Below are 21,899 nucleotides of genomic sequence, written 5' to 3'. Positions count from 1 at the left end.
GGCGCGCTAGGAGATTTCTTCAGAGGCGGAACTCGTGCCCCAGGTAGACTTCCTTGACCAGGTCGTTGGCGAGGATGCTCTCGGCATCCCCTTCCGCGATCAACTGCCCATCATTGACGATATACGCCGTTTCACAGATGTCCAGGGTCTCGCGGACGTTGTGGTCGGTGATGAGGATGCCGATACCCTTCGCCTTGAGGTGATGGATGATCTGCTTGATGTCGCCGACCGAGATCGGGTCCACGCCGGCGAAGGGCTCGTCGAGGAGGATGAATTTCGGCGCGCTGGCCAGGGCGCGGGCGATTTCCACCCGGCGTCGTTCGCCGCCGGACAGGCTCATGCCGAGGTTGTCGCGGATGTGGTGGATGTGGAATTCCTGCAGCAGGCCTTCCAGGGCTTCCTTGCGACCGTTGCGATCGAGGTCGCTGCGGGTCTCGAGGATCGCCATGATGTTGTCGGATACCGACAGCTTGCGGAAGATCGAGGCTTCCTGCGGCAGGTAGCCGATGCCGGCCCGGGCGCGCCCGTGCATCGGCAGGTGGGTGACGTTCTGCTCGTCGATGCGGACCACGCCCTGGTCGGCCTGGACCAGGCCGACGATCATGTAGAAGCAGGTGGTCTTGCCGGCACCGTTCGGACCGAGCAGGCCGACGATCTGCCCGCTATCGATGGACATGCTGACGTCGCGGACGACTTGCCGGCCTTTATAGCTTTTGGCCAGGTGCTGGGCTTTGAGCGTTGCCATTACTGGGCCTTTTTCTTCGGCTGGATGACCATGTCGATGCGCGGGCGCGGGCTGGTCACCTGGGAGCCGGTGGCACGACCCGCGTTGACGATCTGGCGCTGGGTGTCGTAGACGATCTTCTCGCCTTCGAAGGTGTTGCCTTCCTGGATCACCTTGGCCTGGTCGATCAGCACGACCCGGTTCTGCGTGACGAAGTACTGGATGGTCAGGCCATAGGCCTTGGTCACGTCCTTGTCCGGAGCGGGTTTCTGCTCGTAGTAGGCAGGCTTGCCGACCGAGGTCACGACCTCGATGTCGCCGTTCTTGTCCTGCTTCAGGGTCACGGTGTTGCCGGTCAGCTTGGTGCTGCCCTGGGTCACCACGACGTCGCCGCGGTAGACCGCGACGCCCTGCTTGTCGTCCAGTTCGGCGCTGTCGGCCTGGACGCGGATCGGTTGTTCGCGGTCCGAAGGCAGGGCCAAGGCCATGGAGCTGCCGAGGGCGGCAGTCAGACCGAAAATAAGGGGGAGGGTATTAACGAACCTCATGCTGACCTCTTACGTTGGACAGCAGGTGCATCCGGCTGTCTTTCAGATACGCTTTCATTCCAACAGCCGTCGTCACTCCATTGGCCGCGTCGATTTTAACGGCTTGCTCGGTCTGTGCATAATTCTTGTCGGGGAATACGGTCAGCCGAGTGGTGGTCAGGATGCTTGGTTGGCCCTTGGCATCGGTACGTGCGACGCGCACGTCGTCGATGAGTTCGACCTCCTTGCCTTTCGGTCCGACTTCGGCGCGGGCGCTCTGGATGTGCCAGGGTTGCACGTTGCCACGGAAGAGCAGCAGGTCGGGGGTGGTGACGAAAGTGATGTCCGTGGCTTTCTGGTGCTCCAGCTTCACCGCGGTCATCTCGTAGTCGAGGCTGCCGTCCTCCTGGTACTGGAGGCTATGGGCATTCTCGGCATAGTAGTCGATGGTGTTGTCCTGGCCGGGGCGGGTCGGCTGTTCGTTGAACAGCTCGAGCCCGACGTTCCAGTAGTAGCCCGCGACGATCAGCAACAGGGCGATCAGGGCGAGCAGCAGTTTCTGGCGTAGTGTCTTCGGCATGGTCGGCTCTACAGATAGGCGCCCTGGGCGGCTTCGAGCGTACCCTGGGCGCGCATGATCAGTTCGCAGAACTCGCGGGCGGCGCCTTCGCCGCCGCGGGCCGCGGTGACGCCATGGGCATGCTGGCGCACGAACGGGTCGGCACTGGCTACCGCCATGCCCAGGCCGACGCGGCGGATCACCGGCAGATCGGGCAGGTCGTCGCCAAGGTAGGCGACTTGCTCATAGCCTAGTCCGAGTTCGCCGAGAAGTTCGTCGAGGACGGCGAGCTTGTCTTCCCGGCCCTGATAGAGATGCTGGATGCCCAGGTTGCGCGCGCGCCGTTCGACCACCGGAGTGTCGCGGCCGGTGATGATGGCGGTGCGCACGCCGGAGGCGATGAGCATCTTGATGCCATGTCCGTCCAGGGTGTTGAAGGTCTTGAACTCGCTGCCGTCGACGAGGAAATACAGCTTGCCGTCGGTCAGCACGCCGTCGACGTCGAAGATCGCCAGGCGTATCCGGCTGGCCCGGACCGGGAGTTCCGCGGCCGAATGGGTATCGCTCATTACATCACTCCTGCGCGCAACAGGTCGTGCATGTTCAGGGCGCCGACCGGACGGTCGTCCGCGTCGACCACCACCAGTGCGCCGATCTTGTTGTCTTCCATGATCTTCAGGGCTTCCGCGGCGAGGATCTCGGCGCGGACGGTCTTGCCGTGGACGGTCATCACCTGGTCGATGGTGACCTGGCGGACGTCGATGCCCCGATCCAGGGCGCGACGCAGGTCGCCATCGGTGAAAATGCCGGCAAGCTTGCCATGTTCGTCGAGCACTACGGTCATGCCCAGGCCCTTGCGGGTCATTTCCATCAGCGCGCCGGTCAGCGAGGTGCCGAGCAGCACCTGCGGCAGCCCTTCGCCGACGTGCATGACGTCTTCCACCTTCAGCAGCAGTCGGCGGCCCAGCGCACCGCCCGGGTGCGAGAAGGCGAAGTCTTCCGCGGTAAAGCCGCGGGCTTCGAGCAGGGCGATCGCCAGGGCGTCGCCGAGGACCAGGGTTACGGTGGTGGAGGAGGTCGGGGCCAGGTTCAGTGGGCAGGCTTCCTGGCCGACACTGGCGTCCAGGTTCACTTCCGCAGCCTTGGCCAGGGGCGACTCGGGGTTACCGGTCATGCTGATCAGGGTGATGCCCAGGCGCTTGATCAGAGGCAACAGGGTGACGATTTCGGCAGTCGAGCCGGAGTTGGACAGGGCGAGGACCACGTCGTCCTTGGTGATCATGCCCATGTCGCCATGGCTGGCCTCGGCCGGATGCACGAAGAAGGAGGGGGTGCCGGTGCTGGCCAGGGTAGCGGCGATCTTCTTGCCGATGTGACCGGACTTGCCCATGCCGACGACGACGACCCGGCCCTTGCCGGCCAGCAGCAGTTCGCAGGCCTTGACGAAATCGTCGCCAATCCGCGCCAGCAGGCTGTCTACCGCGTCGCGCTCGAGGCCGATGGTGCGCTGGGCGGAATGGATGAAATCGAGGTTCTGGCTCATGTTCAACGAATGTGGCGCCTGGATTAAAGGCGGGATTATAACGGGAAAGCGTGCCCCGCTTACACCAGCCATGCTGTGAAGTCGGTCCGCATCCCCCGCGGCGCAATGTTGTATGGACTGCAATGCTCTGTTACGCCGCCGTTATCTGCACTCCGCGCTATGACTGCATAAATGTCGATATATTCGACGTCGACGCGATTTTTTTCTGTCCGTAGTGAACCTGAAGTGTGCGATATGTCCTAAAGGGCTGAGAGAACGCTCCGAACAAGCTGAATCCAAGCTGAACGGCACGGTGCCAGGCCTTGGGCCAGAACCCGCCGCAGTGCTATAGTCCGCGCCCATTCGACCCCTCCGGGATGCGTGCCTTTGCAACGGGGCAAGGCGTCCAGCATGGACGGGTCGCATCGCAAGGAGTCCTGATGAGCACCGATAGTGCCTACGCGGTCGAGTTGAAGGGCCTGACCTTCAAGCGCGGATCGCGGGCGATTTTCGACAACATCGATGTGCGTATCCCGCGCGGAAAGGTGACCGGCATCATGGGCCCGTCCGGTTGCGGCAAGACCACGTTGCTGCGGCTGATCGCCTCCCAGTTGCGTCCTTCGAAGGGGGAGGTCTGGGTCAACGGGCAGAACCTGCCGCAGCTTTCGCGCGGCGACCTGTTCGACATGCGCAAGCAGTTCGGCGTGCTGTTCCAGAGCGGGGCGCTGTTCACCGATCTCGACGTCTTCGAGAACGTCGCGTTTCCGCTGCGTGTGCATACCCAGCTGCCGGAAGAGATGATCCGCGACATCGTCCTGATGAAGCTTCAGGCCGTCGGCCTGCGCGGCGCCGTGGAATTGATGCCGGACGAGCTTTCCGGCGGCATGAAGCGCCGCGTCGCCCTGGCCCGGGCGATCGCCCTGGACCCGCAGATCCTGCTCTACGACGAGCCGTTCGTGGGGCAGGATCCGATCGCCATGGGCGTCCTGGTGCGCCTGATCCGCCTGCTCAACGATGCCCTCGGCATCACCAGCATCGTGGTTTCCCATGACCTGGCCGAGACCGCCAGCATCGCCGACTACATCTATATCGTCGGCGACGGCCGGGTACTTGGCCACGGGACGCCGGACGTCCTCAAGGAAACCGACGATCCTCGTATCCGCCAGTTCGTCAAGGGAATCCCGGATGGTCCCGTTCCGTTCCATTATCCGGCCCGCGACTACCGGGCCGACCTGCTGGGAGAGCGCTGATGCGTAGAGTCTCTCCCCTCGAACGTATCCGCCTGTTCGGCCGCGCCGGCCTGGACGTGGTCGCCGCGCTCGGCCGCTCGACCCTGTTCCTCGGCCACGCCCTGCTCGGCCGGCGCACGCCAGGCACCGGTTTACACCTGCTGGTGAAGCAACTCTACTCGGTAGGCGTGCTGTCGCTGGCGATCATCGTCGTCTCGGGCCTGTTCATTGGCATGGTGCTGGCCCTGCAGGGCTACAACATCCTGATTTCCTATGGTTCCGAGCAGGCGGTCGGGCAGATGGTGGCCCTGACCCTGCTGCGCGAACTGGGGCCGGTGGTGACCGGCCTGCTGTTCGCCGGCCGTGCCGGCTCTGCGCTTACCGCGGAAATCGGCAACATGAAGGCCACCGAACAGCTTTCCAGCCTGGAAATGATCGGTGTCGACCCGCTCAAGTACATCGTCGCGCCGCGCCTGTGGGCCGGTTTCATCTCCATGCCGCTGCTCGCCGCGATCTTCAGCGTGGTCGGCATCTGGGGTGGGGCGATGGTCGCGGTCGACTGGCTGGGCGTATACGAGGGGTCGTTCTGGGCGAACATGCAGAACAGCGTGCAGTTCACCGAGGATGTGCTCAACGGCGTGATCAAAAGTATCGTATTCGCCTTCGTGGTGACCTGGATCGCGGTCTACCAAGGCTACGACTGCGAGCCGACCTCGGAAGGAATCAGCCGGGCGACGACCCGGACCGTGGTCTATGCCTCCCTGGCGGTGCTGGGGCTCGACTTCATTCTGACTGCTTTGATGTTTGGAGATTTCTGAATGCAAACCCGCACCCTGGAAATCGGTGTCGGCCTGTTCCTCCTGGCCGGCCTGCTGGCCCTGTTGCTGCTGGCCCTGCGGGTCAGCGGCCTGAGCGTGGGCAACGCCGGCGATACCTACAAGGTCTACGCCTACTTCGACAACATCGCCGGTGTTACCGTGCGCGGCAAGGTCACCCTGGCCGGCGTGACGATCGGCAAGGTGACGGCGGTCGACCTGGATCGCGACAGCTACACTGGTCGCGTGACCATGGAGATCAACCAGAACGTGAACAACCTGCCGGTCGATTCCACGGCGTCGATCCTGACCGCCGGCCTGCTGGGCGAGAAATACATCGGCATCAGCGTCGGCGGCGACGAGGACGTTCTGAAGGACGGCAGCACCATCCACGACACCCAGTCGGCGCTGGTGCTGGAAGACCTGATCGGCAAGTTCCTGCTGAACTCGGTTAACAAAGACGAAGCCAAAAAGTGAGGTTTTCTTCCATGCTGACTCTTCTGCGTCGCGGCCTGCTGGTGTTCCTGGCGGCTTTCCCGCTGCTTTCCATGGCGGCGCCGACCCCGCAACAGGTGGTGCAGGGCACGGTCGACGAACTGCTTTCCGACATCAAGGCCAACAAGGCCGCCTACAAGGCCGATCCGCAAAAGCTCTACGCCACTCTCGACCGTATCCTTGGGCCGGTGGTCGATGCCGAAGGCATCGCCAAGAGCGTGATGACCGTCAAGTACTCGCGCCAGGCCTCACCCGAGCAAATCAAGCGCTTCGAGGAAGTGTTCAAGAACAGCCTGATGCAGTTCTACGGCAACGCGCTGCTCGAATACGACAACCAGGACATCCGCGTGCTGCCTAGCTCGGCCAAGCCGAGCGACGATCGCGCCAGCGTCAACATGGAGATCCGTGACAGCAAGGGCACGGTCTATCCGGTCTCCTACACCATGACCAACCTGGCCGGTGGCTGGAAGGTCCGCAACGTGATCATCAACGGCATCAACATCGGCAAGCTGTTCCGCGACCAGTTCGCCGACACCATGCAGAAGAACCGCAACGACCTCGAGAAGACCATCGCCGGCTGGGGCGAGGTGGTCGCCAAGGCCAAGGAAACCGCGAAAGCGGAAGAGGCCGGGGCGAAATGAGCCAGGCCAGCCTGCGCGAAGGAGCGGCCGGCGAACTGCAGCTCGCCGGCGTGCTCGACTACAGCAGCGGGCCGGCGTTGCGCGAGCAGGGCGGTCGGCTGATCCGCGCCAGCCAGGCGGCGGAACTGGTCGTCGACTGCTCGGCGGTGGAGCGCTCCAGCAGCGTGGGCATTTCCCTGTTGCTGGCCTTCATGCGCGACGCACGCAAGGCCGGCAAGGTCCTGAGCGTCAGGGCGTTGCCGGACGACATGCGGGAGATTGCCAAGGTCAGCAGCCTTCTGGAGATCCTGCCTTTGCAGGAATGACCGGCCGGCGGAACGAGCGGCCCTCCGTCTGCGCGTCCCTTCCTGGGGTTCGCAGGCGGAGGGCTTTTTTGTATGATGGCCGACCGTGCGCGTAGGGCGCCCGATTGAGGTTGAGCATGCAGGCCGAAGACGTTAAGAGCCTTCTCCAGGAAAAACTCCCCGGCACCCAGGTGGAAGTCGAGGGCGAAGGGTGCAATTTCCAACTGAATCTGATCAGCGACGAACTGGCCGGCCAGAGCCCGGTCAAGCGTCAGCAGCAGGTCTACGCCCATTTGAACGCCTGGATCGCCGATGGCAGCATCCATGCCGTCACCATGAAATTCTTCAGCCGCGCCGCCTGGGCCGAGCGTTCCTGAGCCCACGGGGGATCATTGCAATGGATAAACTGATTATTACCGGCGGTAACCGCCTCGATGGCGAAATCCGCATTTCCGGCGCGAAGAACTCGGCGCTGCCGATCCTGGCCGCGACCCTGCTGGCCGATACTCCGGTCACCGTCTGCAACCTGCCGCACCTGCACGACATTACCACCATGATCGAACTGTTCGGCCGCATGGGCGTGCAGCCGATCATCGACGAGAAGCTCAACGTCGAAGTCGATGCCAGCAGCATCAAAACCCTGGTCGCGCCGTACGAACTGGTGAAGACCATGCGTGCCTCGATCCTGGTGCTGGGCCCGATGCTGGCGCGCTTCGGCGAGGCCGAAGTGGCCCTGCCGGGCGGTTGCGCGATCGGTTCGCGTCCGGTCGACCTGCATATCCGCGGTCTCGAGGCCATGGGCGCGCAGATCGAGGTCGAAGGCGGCTACATCAAGGCCAAGGCGCCGGCCGGCGGCCTGCGTGGCGGTCACTTCTTCTTCGATACCGTCAGCGTGACCGGCACCGAGAACCTGATGATGGCCGCCGCGCTGGCCAACGGCCGTACCGTGCTGCAGAACGCCGCTCGCGAGCCGGAGGTGGTCGACCTGGCCAACTGCCTGAACGCCATGGGCGCCAACGTCCAGGGCGCTGGCTCCGATACCATCGTCATCGAAGGCGTGAAGCGCCTCGGCGGTGCTCGCTACGACGTACTGCCCGACCGTATCGAGACCGGCACCTACCTGGTGGCCGCGGCCGCGACCGGTGGCCGGGTGAAGCTGAAGGATACCGACCCGACCATCCTCGAGGCGGTCCTGCAGAAGCTGGAAGAGGCCGGTGCCCACATCAGCACCGGCAGCAACTGGATCGAGCTGGACATGAAGGGCAACCGGCCGAAGGCGGTCAACGTGCGTACCGCGCCGTACCCGGCGTTCCCCACCGACATGCAGGCCCAGTTCATCTCCATGAACGCGGTAGCCGAAGGCACCGGCGCGGTCATCGAGACGGTCTTCGAGAACCGCTTCATGCATGTTTACGAAATGAACCGCATGGGCGCGCAAATCCTCGTCGAAGGCAACACCGCCATCGTCACCGGCGTACCCAAGCTCAAGGGCGCTCCGGTCATGGCGACCGACCTGCGCGCATCCGCGAGCCTGGTGATCGCCGGCCTGGTGGCCGAAGGCGACACCCTGATCGATCGCATCTACCACATCGACCGTGGCTACGAGTGCATCGAAGAGAAACTCCAGCTGCTCGGCGCCAAGATCCGCCGCGTACCGGGCTAGCGGAGGCTGTCGCGCAAATGCTGACCATCGCCTTGTCCAAGGGCCGGATTCTCGACGATACCCTGCCGCTGCTCGCAGCGGCGGGCATCGTACCGTCGGAGAACCCGGACAAGAGCCGCAAGCTGATCATCCCGACGTCCCTGTCCGATGTGCGCCTGCTCATCGTGCGCGCCACCGACGTGCCGACCTATGTCGAGCATGGCGCCGCCGATCTCGGCGTGGCCGGCAAGGACGTGCTGATGGAGTACGGCGGCCAGGGACTCTACGAACCGCTGGACCTGCGTATCGCCAACTGCAAGCTGATGACCGCCGGCGCCATTGGCGCGCCTGAACCCAAGGGACGCCTGCGGGTGGCCACCAAGTTCGTCAATGTCGCCAAGCGCTACTACGCCGAGCAGGGCCGCCAGGTCGACGTGATCAAGCTGTACGGCTCGATGGAGCTGGCGCCGCTGGTCGGTCTCGCCGACAAGATCATCGACGTCGTGGATACCGGCAATACCCTGCGCGCCAACGGCCTGGAGCCCCAGGAACTGATCGCCACGATCAGCTCGCGCCTGGTGGTCAACAAGGCCTCGATGAAGATGCAGCACGGTCGCATCCAGTCGCTGATCGATACCCTGCGCGACGCCGTCGAGGCGCGACACCGTCACTGATACCCGTGCGGCTCCGCGCCGCACCTGCCTATCCGTGTCATAGCCAAATTTTCTCGGGTGCCCGCACGGTGGGCTTGGTAGTCTAGCGGCGCCCGAGACAACGCCATCCATAAAAGAGGCTCGCTATGACCGCTCCCTTCGCTATCCGTCGACTCAATGCCGCTGATCCGGACTTCGGGCGTCATCTGGATCATCTGCTGAGCTGGGAAAGTGTCTCCGACGATTCGGTCAACCAGCGCGTCCTCGACATCATCGCCGCCGTACGCAGCCGTGGCGACGCCGCCGTGGTCGAGTTCACCCAGCGCTTCGACGGTCTCCAGGCCGCCTCGATGGCTGACCTGATCCTGCCGCGCGAGCGCCTGGAGCTGGCTCTCACCCGTATCACCGTAGCCCAGCGCGAAGCCCTGGAAGTCGCCGCCGAGCGCGTGCGCAGCTACCACGAGAAGCAGAAGCAGGGTTCCTGGCGCTACACCGAGGCCGACGGCACGGTGCTCGGCCAACAGGTCACCCCGCTGGACCGCGCCGGGCTCTATGTGCCGGGCGGCAAGGCGTCCTACCCGTCCTCGGTGCTGATGAACGCGATCCCGGCCAAGGTCGCCGGGGTGTCCGAAGTGGTCATGGTCGTACCGACCCCGCGCGGCGAGATCAACGAGATCGTCCTCGCCGCCGCCTGCATCGCCGGCGTCGACCGTGTCTTCACCATCGGCGGGGCACAGGCCGTGGCCGCGTTGGCCTACGGCACCGAAAGCGTGCCGCGGGTGGACAAGATCGTCGGCCCCGGCAACATCTACGTGGCCACCGCCAAGCGTCACGTGTTCGGCCAGGTCGGCATCGACATGATCGCCGGTCCCTCGGAAATCCTCGTGGTCTGCGACGGCCAGACCGATCCCGACTGGATCGCCATGGACCTGTTCTCCCAGGCCGAACACGACGAAGACGCCCAGTCGATCCTGGTCAGTCCGGACGCGGCGTTCCTGGACCGCGTCGCGGACAGCATCGCTCGCCTGCTGCCGACCATGGAGCGCGCCGAGATCATCCGCACCTCCCTGGAGGGGCGCGGCGCGCTGATCCAGGTCGCCGACCAGGCCCAGGCCTGTGCGGTCGCCAACCGCATCGCCCCGGAACACCTGGAGCTGTCGGTGGCCGATCCGGAAAGCTGGCTGCCGGAGATCCGCCATGCCGGCGCGATCTTCATGGGCCGCTACACTGCCGAGGCCCTGGGCGACTATTGCGCCGGCCCGAACCACGTGCTGCCGACCTCCGGTACCGCGCGTTTCTCTTCGCCGCTGGGGGTATATGACTTCCAGAAGCGTTCGTCGATCATCAACTGCTCGGCCGAGGGCGCTTCGGTCCTCGGTCGTACCGCCTCGGTGCTGGCTCGCGGCGAGTCGTTGACCGCCCACGCGCGTAGTGCCGAATACCGCATCCTCGACGAGAAGGAGGCCTGAGCATGAGCAAATTCTGGAGTCCCTTCGTCAAGGACCTGGTGCCTTATGTGCCGGGCGAGCAGCCGAAGCTGTCGCGGCTGGTCAAGCTGAACACCAACGAGAATCCCTACGGTCCGTCGCCACAGGCGCTCGCCGCGATGCAGGCGGAACTCAACGACGACCTGCGCCTGTATCCCGATCCCAACGGCGAGCGGTTGAAGCAGGCGGTCGCCGCGCACTACGGCGTACAGGCCAACCAGGTGTTCGTCGGCAACGGCTCCGACGAGGTGCTCGCGCACATTTTCCATGGCCTCTTCCAACACGACCTGCCGCTGCTGTTTCCGGACGTGACCTACAGCTTCTATCCGGTCTATTGCGGCCTGTACGGGATCGCGCACGAGAAGATCGCGCTGGATGAAAGGTTCCGCATCCGCGTCGAAGACTACGCGCGGCCCAACGGCGGAATCATCTTCCCCAATCCGAACGCGCCGACCGGCTGCCTGCTGCCGCTGGACGCCATCGAAGCGATGCTGAAGGCGTCGCCGGATTCGGTGGTGGTAGTCGACGAGGCCTATGTCGACTTCGGCGGCGAGAGCGCCATCGCCCTGGTCGATCGCTACCCGAACCTGCTGGTCACCCAGACGCTGTCCAAGTCGCGCTCCCTGGCCGGCCTGCGGGTCGGCCTGGCGGTCGGCCATGCCGATCTGGTCGAGGCGCTGGAACGGATCAAGAACAGCTTCAATTCCTACCCGCTGGATCGCCTGGCGATCGCCGGCGCGGCGGCGGCTTTCGAGGACGACGCCTATTTCCGTCGGACCTGCCAGGCAGTGATCGATAGCCGCGAGGCGTTGAGCGCCTCTTTGCAGGCGCTGGGCTTCGAGGTACTACCGTCGGCCGCCAACTTCGTCTTCGCCCGTCATCCGCGGCACGATGCCGGGCAGATTGCCTCGACCCTGCGCGAGCAGGGAGTGATCGTCCGCCATTTCAAGCAGGCGCGGATCGACCAGTTCCTGCGTATCACCATCGGCAGTCCGGAGCAGAACCAGGCGCTACTGGACGCCCTGCACTTCCTCAAGTGATACGAAAACGGCGCCCGAGGGCGCCGTTTTCAATGGCGGGGATTACTCGCCGCCGTCCTGTTTCTGCTGTGGAGCCGGTGCCGGCGGCGGACGCAGGCCGACCTCGGCGGTCAGGTTGACCTTCTGTCCGTTGCGCAGCACCACGATGCTGATCTTCTGTCCCGGACGGGTGCGCGCCACCTGGTTCATCGAGCGGCGGCCGTCGCTGGCTTCCTGCTTGTCGATGGTCAGGATCACATCGCCCGGCAGCAGGCCGCCGCGTGCCGCCGGACCGTCGCGATAGACGCCGGCGACGACGATCCCGGCGGTTTCGCCGAGGCCCAGCGACTCCGCCAGTTCCGGGGTCAGCGCCTTGACCTCGACGCCGAGCCAGCCGCGGATCACCTGGCCGTGCTCGATGATCGACTGCATGACCTCCAGGGCCAGCTTGGTCGGGATGGCGAAGCCGATACCCTGGGAGCCGCCGGACTTGGAGAAGATCGCCGTGTTGATGCCGATCAGGTTGCCGGCAGCGTCCACCAGCGCGCCGCCGGAGTTGCCGGGGTTGATCGCCGCGTCGGTCTGGATGAAGTCTTCGTAGGTGTTCAGGCCGAGCTGGTTGCGTCCGGTGGCGCTGATGATGCCCATGGTCACGGTCTGGCCGACGCCGAACGGGTTGCCGATGGCGAGGCAGACGTCGCCGGTGCGAATGCCGTCGGAGCGGCCGAGGGTCATCGCCGGCAGGTTCTTAAGGTCGATCTTCAGCACGGCCAGGTCGGTTTCCGGGTCGCTGCCGACCAACTGGGCGATGGTTTCGCGGCCGTCGCGCAAGGCCACGATGATCTGGTCGGCGCCAGCGGTCACGTGGTTGTTGGTCAGCAGGTAGCCTTCCGCGCTCATGATCACCGCCGAGCCGAGGCTCGACTCCATGCGCTTCTGTTGCGGCAGGTTGTCGCCGAAGAAGCGGCGGAACATCGGGTCGTCGAACAGGGGGTGGGAGGGCTTGCTGACCATCTTGGTGGTGTACAGGTTGGCCACTGCCGGAGCCGCTCGACTCACCGCGTTGGCATAGGACACCGGGCCTTCCTGCAGGCGGCTGAGCAGAGGCGCCTGCTCGACGTGCACCTCCTGGCGTGGCAGGCCGACCAGCTCGGGGTTGTGCTGGATGATCAGCAGGGCCAGCAGCACGCCGACCAGCACGGGCCAGCCGAGGAAACGCAGGGCCTTGGGCATCGGGAAAATCCTTGGGGTTGCGAGGCCGAAAAGCGGCCGATAAGGTGGCGCCCATTATAGGGGGAAGCCGTCCATTAGAGGAGCGGCGCGCCCTGCCTGAATGAAGAGGAATTTGCATGGCTATCGCCCTGAGCACCCTGGTCGAAGAGGCCGACCGTTATCTGGATGCCGCGCGCATCCAGGACTACTGCCCGAACGGCCTGCAGGTCGAAGGCCGGCCGCAGGTGCGGCGGATCGTCAGCGGGGTCACTGCCAGCCAGGCGCTGCTGGATGCCGCCGTGGAGGCCGACGCCGACGTGGTGCTGGTGCATCACGGTTACTTCTGGAAGGGTGAGAACCCCTGCGTGGTCGGCATGAAGCAACGGCGCCTGAAGACCCTGCTGAACAACGATATCAGTCTGCTCGCTTACCACCTGCCGCTGGATCTGCATCCGGAGGTGGGCAACAACGTGCAGCTCGCCCGGCAGCTCGGCTTCGAAGTGGAAGGGCCGTTGGAGCCGGGCAACCCGCGTTCCATCGTCCTCCTCGGTTCGCTTGCCGAGCCGATGCAGCCTGCCGATTTCGCTCGGCATGTGCGCGATGCGCTGGGGCGTGAGCCGCTGCTGGTCGATGCCGGTCAGCCGATCCGGCGCATCGGCTGGTGCACCGGCGGCGCCCAGGGCTATATCGACCAGGCGATCGCCGCTGGCGTCGATGCCTACCTGACCGGCGAGGTTTCCGAGCAGACCGTGCACAGCGCGCGGGAGAACGGCATCAGCTTCATCGCCGCCGGACACCATGCCACCGAGCGCTACGGGGTACAGGCGCTGGGCGACTACCTGGGCAAGCGCTTCGCCATCGAGCACTTGTTCATCGACTGTCCTAATCCTGCCTGACGACGGAGCGGTGACGCACCCGGTCGACTTCCTTGCCCAGTTCCCAGACGGCCATCGCGTAGTGGGTGCTGTGGTTGTAGCGGGTGATCACGTAGAAGTTCGGCAGGCCGTACCAGTACTGGTAGTTCCTGCCCATGTCCAGGCGCAGCAGGCTGGCTTGCCGGTGGCCGCCGAGCGGACCCTGCGGGCGTAATCCGGCGGAAGCGAGCACGTCCAGCGGGTACAGCGTCTTGAAGCCATCTTCCAGCGAGGGAGCCCGGCCACTGGCGGGAACCGCCACGCGATCGCCGCTGACCCAGCCGTGCTGCTTGAAATAGTTGGCGACGCTGCCGATGGCGTCACGCGGATTCCACAGGTCGATATGCCCATCGCCATCGAAGTCCACCGCGTACTTGGTGAATGAAGACGGCATGAACTGGCCGTAGCCCATGGCGCCGGCATAGGAACCGCGCAGGGCCAGCGGGTCGGTGCCTTCCTTGCGCGCCTGGAGGAGGAATTGCTCCAGTTCGCCGCTGAAGAATTCCGCGCGGCGAGGGTAGGAGAAGGACAGGGTGGACAGCGCATCGATGATCCGCGTCTTGCCCATCACACGCCCCCAGCGGGTTTCCACGCCGATGATGCCGACGATGATCTCCGGCGGCACGCCGTAGACGCGCGATGCCCGTTGCAGGTCGGTTTCGTATTGGTCCCAGAACAGCACGCCGTTCTGTACGTTGCCTGGCGTGACGAACTTCTTCCGGTAGCGCAGCCAGGCGCCGTTCGGTCCGCTGGGTGGGGTATAGGTCGGGGCTTGCCGGTCCATCAGGCGGATCACCCAGTCCAGGCGCTGGGTCTGGGCGAACAGGTCGTGCAGTTGCTGGCGGTTGAAGCCGTGCTGGCTGACCATCCTGTCGATGAAGCGCTGTGCCGCCGGATTGTTCGCGTAATCGCCGCGCAGCGGCAGTATCGGTTGCACCGACTGGCGTACGGGGCGGGGTGAAATGACGGTGCGAGCCTGGGGTTTGGCGGCGGGTTTCGGTGGTGGCGTCGGTTCGCTGCTGCATGCTGAGACCAGAAGGAACAGGGGCAGGGCGAGGGCGGTACGGCGCATCTGGGGGCTTCTTGGCGGAATGACGATGCCCGCTATGCTAGCGCAGTGCCGCCGGCGTACAAGTCGAGCCGCCGAAAGGGGGCGGACCGTCTGCTCGCTGTCGCGGCGACGGCTTTGTCCGGTCCGGGACGATGCCGTCTCAGCTTTGTCCGCCCGGTCTGCGAAACGCCCCTGGAAAACCTCTCGACGCCAGTGTTTTCGCCGGCTGCGAGGCTGAGCGCTGATGGCTATATGGGTATATTTTTTCGGTATAAATGGCGAATCTTTTAGAGCCTTGCGCTGTGATAGAGTGCGCGTTCGTCTACGGCCCGACGGCCGTCCATAAGCAATTCCGTGAGTAGCCATGGTCGACAAACTGACGCACCTGAAACAGCTGGAGGCGGAAAGCATCCACATCATCCGCGAGGTGGCCGCCGAGTTCGATAACCCGGTGATGCTGTACTCGATCGGCAAGGATTCCGCGGTCATGCTGCACCTGGCCCGCAAGGCCTTCTTCCCCGGCAAGCTGCCCTTCCCGGTGATGCACGTGGACACCCGCTGGAAATTCCAGGAGATGTACAGGTTCCGCGATCGGATGGTCGAGGAAATGGGCCTGGACCTGATCACCCACGTCAACCCGGACGGCGTCGCCCAGGGCATCAACCCGTTCACCCACGGCAGCGCCAAGCACACCGACGTGATGAAGACCGAGGGACTCAAGCAGGCCCTGGACAAGTACGGTTTCGACGCTGCCTTCGGCGGCGCGCGCCGCGACGAGGAGAAGTCGCGGGCCAAGGAACGGGTCTATTCGTTCCGCGACAGCAAGCACCGCTGGGACCCGAAGAACCAGCGTCCCGAGTTGTGGAACATCTACAACGGCAAGGTGAAGAAGGGCGAGGCGATCCGCGTCTTCCCGCTGTCCAACTGGACCGAGCTGGACATCTGGCAATACATCTACCTGGAAGGCATTCCGATCGTCCCGCTGTACTTCGCCGCCGAGCGCGAGGTCATCGAGAAGAACGGCACGCTGATCATGATCGACGACGAGCGTATCCTCGAGCATCTCTCTGACGAAGAGAAAGCCCGCATCGAGAAGCGCATGGTGCGCTTCCGTACCCTCGGCTGCTACCCGCTCACCGGCGCGGTCGAGTCCAGCGCCACCACGCTGCCGGAAATCATCCAGGAAATGCTCCTGACGCGTACTTCCGAACGCCAGGGTCGGGTCATCGACCATGACCAGGCCGGTTCGATGGAAGAAAAGAAACGTCAGGGCTATTTCTGAGGATACGCAGCATGTCTCATCAATCCGATCTGATCAGCGAGGACATCCTCGCCTACCTGGGGCAGCACGAACGCAAGGAACTGCTGCGCTTCCTTACCTGCGGCAACGTCGATGACGGCAAGAGCACCCTGATCGGGCGCCTGCTGCACGACTCCAAGATGATCTACGAGGATCACCTCGAGGCCATCACCCGCGACTCGAAGAAAGTCGGCACCACGGGCGACGACGTCGACCTGGCGCTGCTGGTCGATGGCCTGCAGGCCGAGCGCGAGCAGGGCATCACTATCGATGTGGCGTACCGCTACTTCAGCACCGCCAAGCGCAAGTTCATCATCGCCGACACGCCCGGCCATGAGCAGTACACCCGCAACATGGCTACCGGTGCCTCGACCTGCGACCTGGCGATCATCCTGATCGATGCCCGCTACGGCGTGCAGACCCAGACCCGCCGGCACAGTTTCATCGCGTCCCTGCTGGGTATCCGGCATATCGTGGTCGCCATCAACAAGATGGACCTGAAGGACTTCGACCAGGGTGTCTTTGAACAGATCAAGGCCGACTACCTGGCCTTTGCCGAGAAGATCGGTCTGAAGACCAGTTCGCTGCACTTCGTGCCGATGTCGGCGCTCAAGGGCGACAACGTGGTCAACAAGTCCGAGCGTTCGCCCTGGTACGCCGGCCAGTCGCTGATGGAAATCCTCGAAACCGTCGAGATCGCCGCCGACCGCAACCTCGATGACATGCGCTTCCCGGTGCAGTACGTGAACCGGCCGAACCTGAACTTCCGCGGTTTCGCCGGCACCCTGGCCAGCGGCGTGGTGCGCAAGGGCGACGAGGTGGTGGCATTGCCGTCGGGCAAGGGGAGCAAGGTGAAATCCATCGTCACCTTCGAGGGCGAACTGGAGCAGGCCGGTCCCGGCCAGGCCGTCACCCTGACCCTGGAAGACGAGATCGACGTTTCCCGCGGCGACATGCTGGTGCATGCCGACAATCGCCCGCTGGTCACCGACGGCTTCGATGCCATGCTGGTGTGGATGGCCGAGGAGCCGATGCTTCCGGGCAAGAAGTACGATATCAAGCGCGCTACCAGCTATGTGCCGGGTTCGATTCCGAGCATCGTCCACAAGGTGGACGTGAACACCCTGGAGCGGACCCCGGGCAGCGAGCTGAAGCTGAACGAGATCGCCAGGGTCAAGGTCAGCCTGGACGCGCCCATCGCGCTCGATGGCTATGAGCAGAACCGCACCACCGGCGCCTTCATCGTCATCGATCGCCTGACCAACGGCACCGTTGGCGCCGGCATGATCATCTCCGCTCCGCCGGCGGCCCATGGCAGCAGCGCTCATCACGGCTCGAATGCCCATGTGACGCGCGAGGAGCGTGCCGGCCGCTTCGGCCAGCAGCCGGCGACCGTACTGTTCAGCGGCCTCTCCGGCGCCGGCAAGAGTACCCTGGCCTATGCCGTGGAGCGCAAGCTGTTCGATATGGGCCGCGCGGTCTACGTGCTGGACGGGCAGAACCTGCGCCACGACCTGAACAAGGGGTTGCCGCAGGACCGCGCCGGGCGCACCGAGAACTGGCTGCGTACCGCCCATGTCGCCAAGCAGTTCAACGAGGCCGGGTTGATCAGCCTCTGCGCCTTCGTCGCGCCGAGCGCGGAAGGGCGCGAGCAGGCCAGGGCGCTGATCGGCGCCGAGCGCCTGATCACCGTCTATGTGCAGGCGTCGCCGCAGGTCTGCCGCGAACGCGATCCCCAGGGGCTGTATGCGGCGGGCGAGGACAATATCCCCGGCGAGTCCTTCCCCTACGACGTGCCGCTGGATGCCGACCTGGTGATCGATACCCAGGCGCTGAGCGTCGAGGACGGCGTGAAGCAGGTGCTCGACCTGTTGCGCGAGCGCCAGGCGATCTGATCGTCTCGCAGCCATGAAAAAGCCCCGCGGATGCGGGGCTTTTTCATGGGCGTCGGCAGGTTCGCGCAGCGCGTCAGTACTTGCCTTTCAGGCCGTAGGTGGCGTCGAGGGTGCCGGGGCTGTCCGGGCTTTTCGGCGCATAGTCCTTCGGCACTTCGCCGGAGGCCGGCGGAGTCAGGCGCTCGCGGCGCTCGGCCGGATAGGCCTCGTCGGCATGCAGCGCAGCCAGCAGGCGCTGGCGGGTCTGTTCGTCCAGGGCCAGGCGCTGGGCGCCGTCGGAGAGGTGCTCCTGCACGTCCTGGTAGCTCTGGGTCAGCTTCTTCACGAGGCTGGCGGTGGTGTTGAAATGGGTCACGACTTCGCGCTGATAGCTGTCGAAGCGGTCCTGCAGGTCGTCCATCTGGCGTTGCACCTTGTTCGGCGCGGCGTTGGGCAGCAGGCGGGCGATCAGAAAACCGATGGCGACCCCGGCGACCAGGGCGAGGGCCGGCAGCAGCCAGGCGGTGAGCGACTGTTCCACGCGAATCCTTCCTCTATAGACGGCTTTGCTTTACGTTAACGGCTTGAGTCCGAGCTGTATACCACGGCACGCGAGTAAGTGCCTGTGTCGCTTGGAGTAATCTGCTAGACGAGTCGACCCGAGCCGGGGTCACGGAGTTCCTGTTTGTCTACCCGCGAAATCCCTGTATCCATCGATGGCCCCTGCGGGCCGCTGGAAGCCCTGCACCTCGATCTGCCCGATGCCCGCGGCATCGCCCTGGTCTGCCATCCGCACCCGCTGTTCGCCGGCACCATGCAGAACAAGGTGGTCGCCACTCTGCAACGCAGCGCCCGCGATGCCGGCCTGGCGACCCTGCGTTTCAACTTCCGTGGCGTTGGCCAGAGCGCTGGCAGCTATGGCGAGGGGATCGGCGAGATCGACGACGCCGAGGCCGCCGCGCGCTGGTTGCTGGCACGCCATCCGGGGTTGCCGCTGACACTGATGGGCTTTTCCTTCGGCTCCTGCGTCGCCGGCAATCTGGCGGGGCGCCTGGAAGCGCAGGGCGTCGGGCTGGCGCGGCTGTTCATGATCGCGCCGCCGGTGGAACGCTTCGCGGTCAGCCTGCCTGCGCGTTGCCCGCTGACCGTGGTGCAGCCGGAGGACGACGACGTGGTCACGCCGGCCGCGGTATATGCCTGGAGCGAGTCCCTGGCACGACCGCACGAGCTGTTGCGGGTGGCAGAAAGCGGACATTTCTTCCATGGCAAGCTGATCGATCTGAAGGACCTGTTGCTGCCACGCCTGCAGGACTGACGTCGTCGCGCCGGCCCTGCTACCATCCGGCGCGCCATTCTTTTCTTTGCCTGACATCTGGTATCGCATGACTACTCGTATCCTGACCGGCATCACTCCTACCGGCACTCCGCACCTGGGCAACTACGCCGGCGCCATCCGCCCGGCGATCCTCGCCAGCCGTCGGAGCGACGTGGATTCGTTCTACTTCCTGGCGGACTACCACGCCTTGATCAAGTGCGACGATCCCGCTCGTATCCAGCGCTCGCGCCTGGAAATCGCCGCGACCTGGCTGGCCGGCGGCCTGGACGTCGAGCGTGCGACCTTCTACCGGCAGTCGGACATCCCCGAGATTCCCGAGCTGACCTGGTTGCTCACCTGCGTCAGTGCCAAGGGCCTGCTCAACCGCGCGCATGCCTACAAGGCCGCGGTGGACCGCAATGTCGAGGCCGGCGAAGACCCGGACGCCGGCGTGACCATGGGCCTCTACAGCTATCCGGTGCTGATGGCCGCGGACATCCTGATGTTCAACGCGCACAAGATTCCGGTCGGCCGCGACCAGGTGCAGCACGTGGAGATGGCCCGCGACATCGGCCAGCGTTTCAACCACCTGTTCGGCAACGGCCGCGAGTTCTTCGTCCTGCCCGAAGCGGTGATCGAGGAAAACGTCGCCACCCTGCCGGGCCTGGACGGGCGCAAGATGTCCAAGAGCTACGACAACACCATCCCGCTGTTCAGCCCGTCCAGGCAGCTCAAGGACGCCATCGCACGCATCGTCACCGACTCGCGCGCGCCGGGCGAGCCGAAAGACCCGGACAGTTCGCACCTGTTCCTTCTTTACTCGGCCTTCGCCAGCGCCGAACAGGTCGCCGCGTTCCGCCAGGAACTGCTCGAAGGCCTGGCCTGGGGCGAAGCCAAGCAGCGCCTGTTCCAGTTGCTCGACAACGAACTGGGCGAGGCTCGCGAGCGTTACCAGGCGCTGATCGCCAAGCCGGACGATATCGAGGACATTCTCCTCGCAGGTGCCGCCAAGGCGCGCCGCATCGCCACCCCATTCATCGCCGAGTTGCGCGAGGCAGTCGGCCTGCGCTCCCTGCGCGAGCCGCTGAAAAGTGCCGAGAGCGGCAAGAAGAAGGCCGCCAAGGCTGCGCGCCTGGTCAGCTTCCGCGACGACGACGGCAGCTTCCGCTTCCGCCTGCTGGACGCCGCCGGCGAACAGCTACTGCTGTCCCGCGCCTTCGCCGACGGCAAGGCCGCCGGTGCGGTGAGCAAGCGCCTGCTGGCTGGCGAGACTGCCGACCTGCGGGCCGAGGGCAATGCCTTTGGCCTGTGGCTGGATGGCGAGGCGGTGGCGCAGAGCCCGGCCTTCGCCGACGCCGCCGCCCGTGACGCCGCCATCGAGCGCACCCGCGAAGCGCTGGCACCGCAGGAGTAGGCAGCCCCGGTACATCCTCGACGGATGGCCGATTGCCAAGAGACGGGGTCGTCGCTAAAGTGACGGCCCCGTTTTCGTTGCATTGCTACCGATCATGACGCCCCTCGAGCGCTACCAGGCCGATCTCCAACGCCCCGATTTCTTCCACGATGCCGCACAGGCGAATGCCGTGAAGCATCTGCAACGCCTCTACGATGACCTGGTCGCCGCCGACCACGCCAAGCCCGGCCTGTTCGGCAAGCTGCTCGGCAGGAAGTCCGGCGGGCCGGTGAAGGGCCTGTATTTCTGGGGCGGCGTCGGCCGTGGCAAGACCTACCTGGTGGACACTTTCTTCGAGTCGCTGCCGTTCGAGCAGAAGGTGCGCACGCACTTCCACCGCTTCATGAAGCGGGTGCACGAAGAACTGAAGACCCTCAAGGGCGAGAAGAACCCGCTGACCATCATCGGCAAGCGCTTCGCCGACGAGGCGCGGGTGATCTGCTTCGACGAGTTCTTCGTCTCCGACATCACCGACGCGATGATCCTCGCCACCCTGCTGGAAGAGCTGTTCAAGAACGGCGTGAGCCTGGTGGCGACCTCCAACATCGTGCCGGACGGCCTGTACAAGGACGGCCTGCAACGCGCCCGTTTCCTGCCGGCGATCGCCCTGCTCAAGGAACATACCGAGATCGTCAACGTCGATAGCGGCGTCGACTATCGCCTGCGCGCGCTGGAGCAGGCCGAGCTGTTCCACTGGCCGCTCAGCGAACAGGTCGAGGAGGAGATGGCGCGCAGCTTCAAGGCCCTGACCCCGGACTGTGCCAAGGCCCAGCGCGACGAGGCGCTGATGATCGAGAACCGCGAGATCCGCGCGCGCCTGACCTGCGACGACGTGGCCTGGTTCGAATTCCGTGAGCTGTGCGACGGCCCGCGCAGCCAGAACGACTACATCGAACTGGCGAAGATTTTCCACGCCGTGCTGATCTCCAACGTCGAGCAGATGGGCGTCACCAAGGACGACATGGCGCGGCGTTTCATCAACCTGGTGGATGAGTTCTACGACCGCAGCGTCAAGCTGATCATCTCCGCCGAGGTCGAGCTAAAGGATCTCTACAGCGGCGGCCGGCTGGAGTTCGAATTCCAGCGCACCCTCAGTCGTCTGCTGGAAATGCAGTCCCACGAATACCTGACGCGTCCGCACCGGCCCTGATCCGGGGCGGAAACGAGAAAGGGGTTGCCGATG

Annotated in this window: 24 protein-coding genes; 16 read left to right on the top strand and 8 right to left on the bottom strand. The window is 64.7% G+C overall.

The features are described from left to right. Positions 1–19 precede the first annotated feature (19 nt). The 5 genes from lptB to kdsD are packed head-to-tail and all read right to left on the bottom strand — an operon-like array spanning position 20 to position 3,359. Positions 20–745 (bottom strand): LPS export ABC transporter ATP-binding protein, encoded by a 726-nt coding sequence (gene lptB / locus ACM0M4_RS25065; RefSeq protein ID WP_003094355.1) that lies wholly within the window; start codon positions 743–745, stop codon positions 20–22. Continuing rightward, the gene (gene lptA / locus ACM0M4_RS25060; protein ID WP_003120916.1) at positions 745–1,272 is read right to left on the bottom strand and encodes a lipopolysaccharide transport periplasmic protein LptA; all 528 of its coding nucleotides are present in this window, start codon (positions 1,270–1,272) and stop codon (positions 745–747) included. Before lptA ends, lptB begins: the two co-directional genes overlap by 1 nt. Further along, on the bottom strand, positions 1,259–1,831 hold the full coding sequence (lptC, locus tag ACM0M4_RS25055; RefSeq protein WP_003094353.1) for an LPS export ABC transporter periplasmic protein LptC: 573 nt from the start codon (positions 1,829–1,831) through the stop codon (positions 1,259–1,261). The genes lptA and lptC overlap by 14 nt, the downstream gene beginning before the upstream one ends. A gap of 8 nt (positions 1,832–1,839) precedes the next feature. Then, positions 1,840–2,379 (bottom strand): KdsC family phosphatase, encoded by a 540-nt coding sequence (locus ACM0M4_RS25050; RefSeq protein ID WP_003098849.1) that lies wholly within the window; start codon positions 2,377–2,379, stop codon positions 1,840–1,842. Next, positions 2,379–3,359, bottom strand: coding sequence for an arabinose-5-phosphate isomerase KdsD (gene kdsD, locus ACM0M4_RS25045; protein WP_003094347.1), 981 nt, complete (start codon positions 3,357–3,359; stop codon positions 2,379–2,381). Before kdsD ends, ACM0M4_RS25050 begins: the two co-directional genes overlap by 1 nt. Before the next feature lie 413 nt (positions 3,360–3,772). Between kdsD and ACM0M4_RS25040 the strand changes: the two genes are divergently transcribed. The 10 genes from ACM0M4_RS25040 to hisC all read left to right on the top strand — a co-directional run bounded on the left by ACM0M4_RS25040 (position 3,773) and on the right by hisC (position 11,618). Further along, positions 3,773–4,582 carry an ATP-binding cassette domain-containing protein gene (locus ACM0M4_RS25040; protein ID WP_003094343.1) on the top strand — a complete coding sequence of 270 codons (810 nt, stop codon included), beginning with the start codon at positions 3,773–3,775 and terminating at the stop codon, positions 4,580–4,582. After that, complete coding sequence (gene mlaE / locus ACM0M4_RS25035; protein WP_003094341.1) at positions 4,582–5,379, top strand: lipid asymmetry maintenance ABC transporter permease subunit MlaE; 798 nt, start codon at positions 4,582–4,584, stop codon at positions 5,377–5,379. The genes ACM0M4_RS25040 and mlaE overlap by 1 nt, the downstream gene beginning before the upstream one ends. After that, positions 5,380–5,853 carry an outer membrane lipid asymmetry maintenance protein MlaD gene (gene mlaD, locus ACM0M4_RS25030; protein WP_003094339.1) on the top strand — a complete coding sequence of 158 codons (474 nt, stop codon included), beginning with the start codon at positions 5,380–5,382 and terminating at the stop codon, positions 5,851–5,853. Between the two features lie 11 nt (positions 5,854–5,864). Next, positions 5,865–6,512 (top strand): MlaC/ttg2D family ABC transporter substrate-binding protein, encoded by a 648-nt coding sequence (locus ACM0M4_RS25025; RefSeq protein ID WP_003094337.1) that lies wholly within the window; start codon positions 5,865–5,867, stop codon positions 6,510–6,512. Next, entirely contained in the window at positions 6,509–6,817 is a 309-nt protein-coding gene (locus ACM0M4_RS25020; protein ID WP_003094335.1) for an STAS domain-containing protein, read from the top strand. Before ACM0M4_RS25025 ends, ACM0M4_RS25020 begins: the two co-directional genes overlap by 4 nt. A gap of 116 nt (positions 6,818–6,933) precedes the next feature. Beyond that, on the top strand, positions 6,934–7,173 hold the full coding sequence (locus ACM0M4_RS25015; protein ID WP_003094334.1) for a BolA family protein: 240 nt from the start codon (positions 6,934–6,936) through the stop codon (positions 7,171–7,173). Positions 7,174–7,193: 20 nt separating this feature from the next. Next, entirely contained in the window at positions 7,194–8,459 is a 1,266-nt protein-coding gene (murA, locus tag ACM0M4_RS25010; RefSeq protein ID WP_003094332.1) for a UDP-N-acetylglucosamine 1-carboxyvinyltransferase, read from the top strand. Between the two features lie 17 nt (positions 8,460–8,476). Further along, positions 8,477–9,112, top strand: a complete 636-nt coding sequence (gene hisG, locus ACM0M4_RS25005; protein WP_003098837.1) for an ATP phosphoribosyltransferase — start codon at positions 8,477–8,479, stop codon at positions 9,110–9,112. Positions 9,113–9,237: 125 nt separating this feature from the next. After that, entirely contained in the window at positions 9,238–10,560 is a 1,323-nt protein-coding gene (hisD, locus tag ACM0M4_RS25000) for a histidinol dehydrogenase (protein ID WP_003094326.1), read from the top strand. Between the two features lie 2 nt (positions 10,561–10,562). After that, positions 10,563–11,618, top strand: coding sequence for a histidinol-phosphate transaminase (gene hisC / locus ACM0M4_RS24995; protein WP_003098833.1), 1,056 nt, complete (start codon positions 10,563–10,565; stop codon positions 11,616–11,618). 42 nt (positions 11,619–11,660) lie between these two features. Here the strand turns inward: hisC and algW are convergent, their stop codons facing one another. Next, entirely contained in the window at positions 11,661–12,830 is a 1,170-nt protein-coding gene (gene algW / locus ACM0M4_RS24990; RefSeq protein ID WP_003098831.1) for a Do family serine endopeptidase AlgW, read from the bottom strand. Between the two features lie 116 nt (positions 12,831–12,946). On the opposite strand from algW, the gene ACM0M4_RS24985 reads away from it, so the two are divergent. Further along, positions 12,947–13,705, top strand: coding sequence for a Nif3-like dinuclear metal center hexameric protein (locus ACM0M4_RS24985; protein ID WP_031684950.1), 759 nt, complete (start codon positions 12,947–12,949; stop codon positions 13,703–13,705). Here ACM0M4_RS24985 and mltB read toward each other — a convergent pair. After that, positions 13,692–14,795 (bottom strand): lytic murein transglycosylase B, encoded by a 1,104-nt coding sequence (gene mltB / locus ACM0M4_RS24980; protein ID WP_003116214.1) that lies wholly within the window; start codon positions 14,793–14,795, stop codon positions 13,692–13,694. The two genes, ACM0M4_RS24985 and mltB, sit on opposite strands and share 14 nt — an antisense overlap. Positions 14,796–15,138: 343 nt before the next feature. Between mltB and cysD the strand changes: the two genes are divergently transcribed. Both cysD and cysN read left to right on the top strand, forming a co-directional pair. Then, positions 15,139–16,056 carry a sulfate adenylyltransferase subunit CysD gene (cysD, locus tag ACM0M4_RS24975; RefSeq protein ID WP_221345444.1) on the top strand — a complete coding sequence of 306 codons (918 nt, stop codon included), beginning with the start codon at positions 15,139–15,141 and terminating at the stop codon, positions 16,054–16,056. Between the two features lie 11 nt (positions 16,057–16,067). Continuing rightward, complete coding sequence (gene cysN, locus ACM0M4_RS24970; protein ID WP_003455505.1) at positions 16,068–17,969, top strand: sulfate adenylyltransferase subunit CysN; 1,902 nt, start codon at positions 16,068–16,070, stop codon at positions 17,967–17,969. Between the two features lie 73 nt (positions 17,970–18,042). On the opposite strand, the gene ACM0M4_RS24965 is transcribed toward cysN, so the two are convergent. Beyond that, a complete protein-coding gene (locus tag ACM0M4_RS24965) occupies positions 18,043–18,489 on the bottom strand; it encodes a YhcB family protein (RefSeq protein ID WP_003094304.1) in 447 nt (148 codons plus the stop codon). A gap of 144 nt (positions 18,490–18,633) precedes the next feature. Between ACM0M4_RS24965 and ACM0M4_RS24960 the strand changes: the two genes are divergently transcribed. The 3 genes from ACM0M4_RS24960 (at position 18,634) to zapE (ending at position 21,866) form a co-directional block, all read left to right on the top strand. Then, a complete protein-coding gene (locus ACM0M4_RS24960) occupies positions 18,634–19,263 on the top strand; it encodes an alpha/beta hydrolase (protein WP_003098823.1) in 630 nt (209 codons plus the stop codon). A gap of 67 nt (positions 19,264–19,330) precedes the next feature. Then, a complete protein-coding gene (locus ACM0M4_RS24955) occupies positions 19,331–20,677 on the top strand; it encodes a tryptophan--tRNA ligase (RefSeq protein WP_003112748.1) in 1,347 nt (448 codons plus the stop codon). Between the two features lie 94 nt (positions 20,678–20,771). Next, complete coding sequence (gene zapE / locus ACM0M4_RS24950; protein WP_003094297.1) at positions 20,772–21,866, top strand: cell division protein ZapE; 1,095 nt, start codon at positions 20,772–20,774, stop codon at positions 21,864–21,866. Positions 21,867–21,899 lie beyond the last annotated feature (33 nt).

The organism is Pseudomonas sp. 18-147 (assembly GCF_051048045.1).
Taxonomy (GTDB): domain Bacteria; phylum Pseudomonadota; class Gammaproteobacteria; order Pseudomonadales; family Pseudomonadaceae; genus Pseudomonas; species Pseudomonas aeruginosa.
Note: the sequence above shows the minus strand (reverse complement) of the source record. Positions and strands in the feature narration are given on the sequence as shown.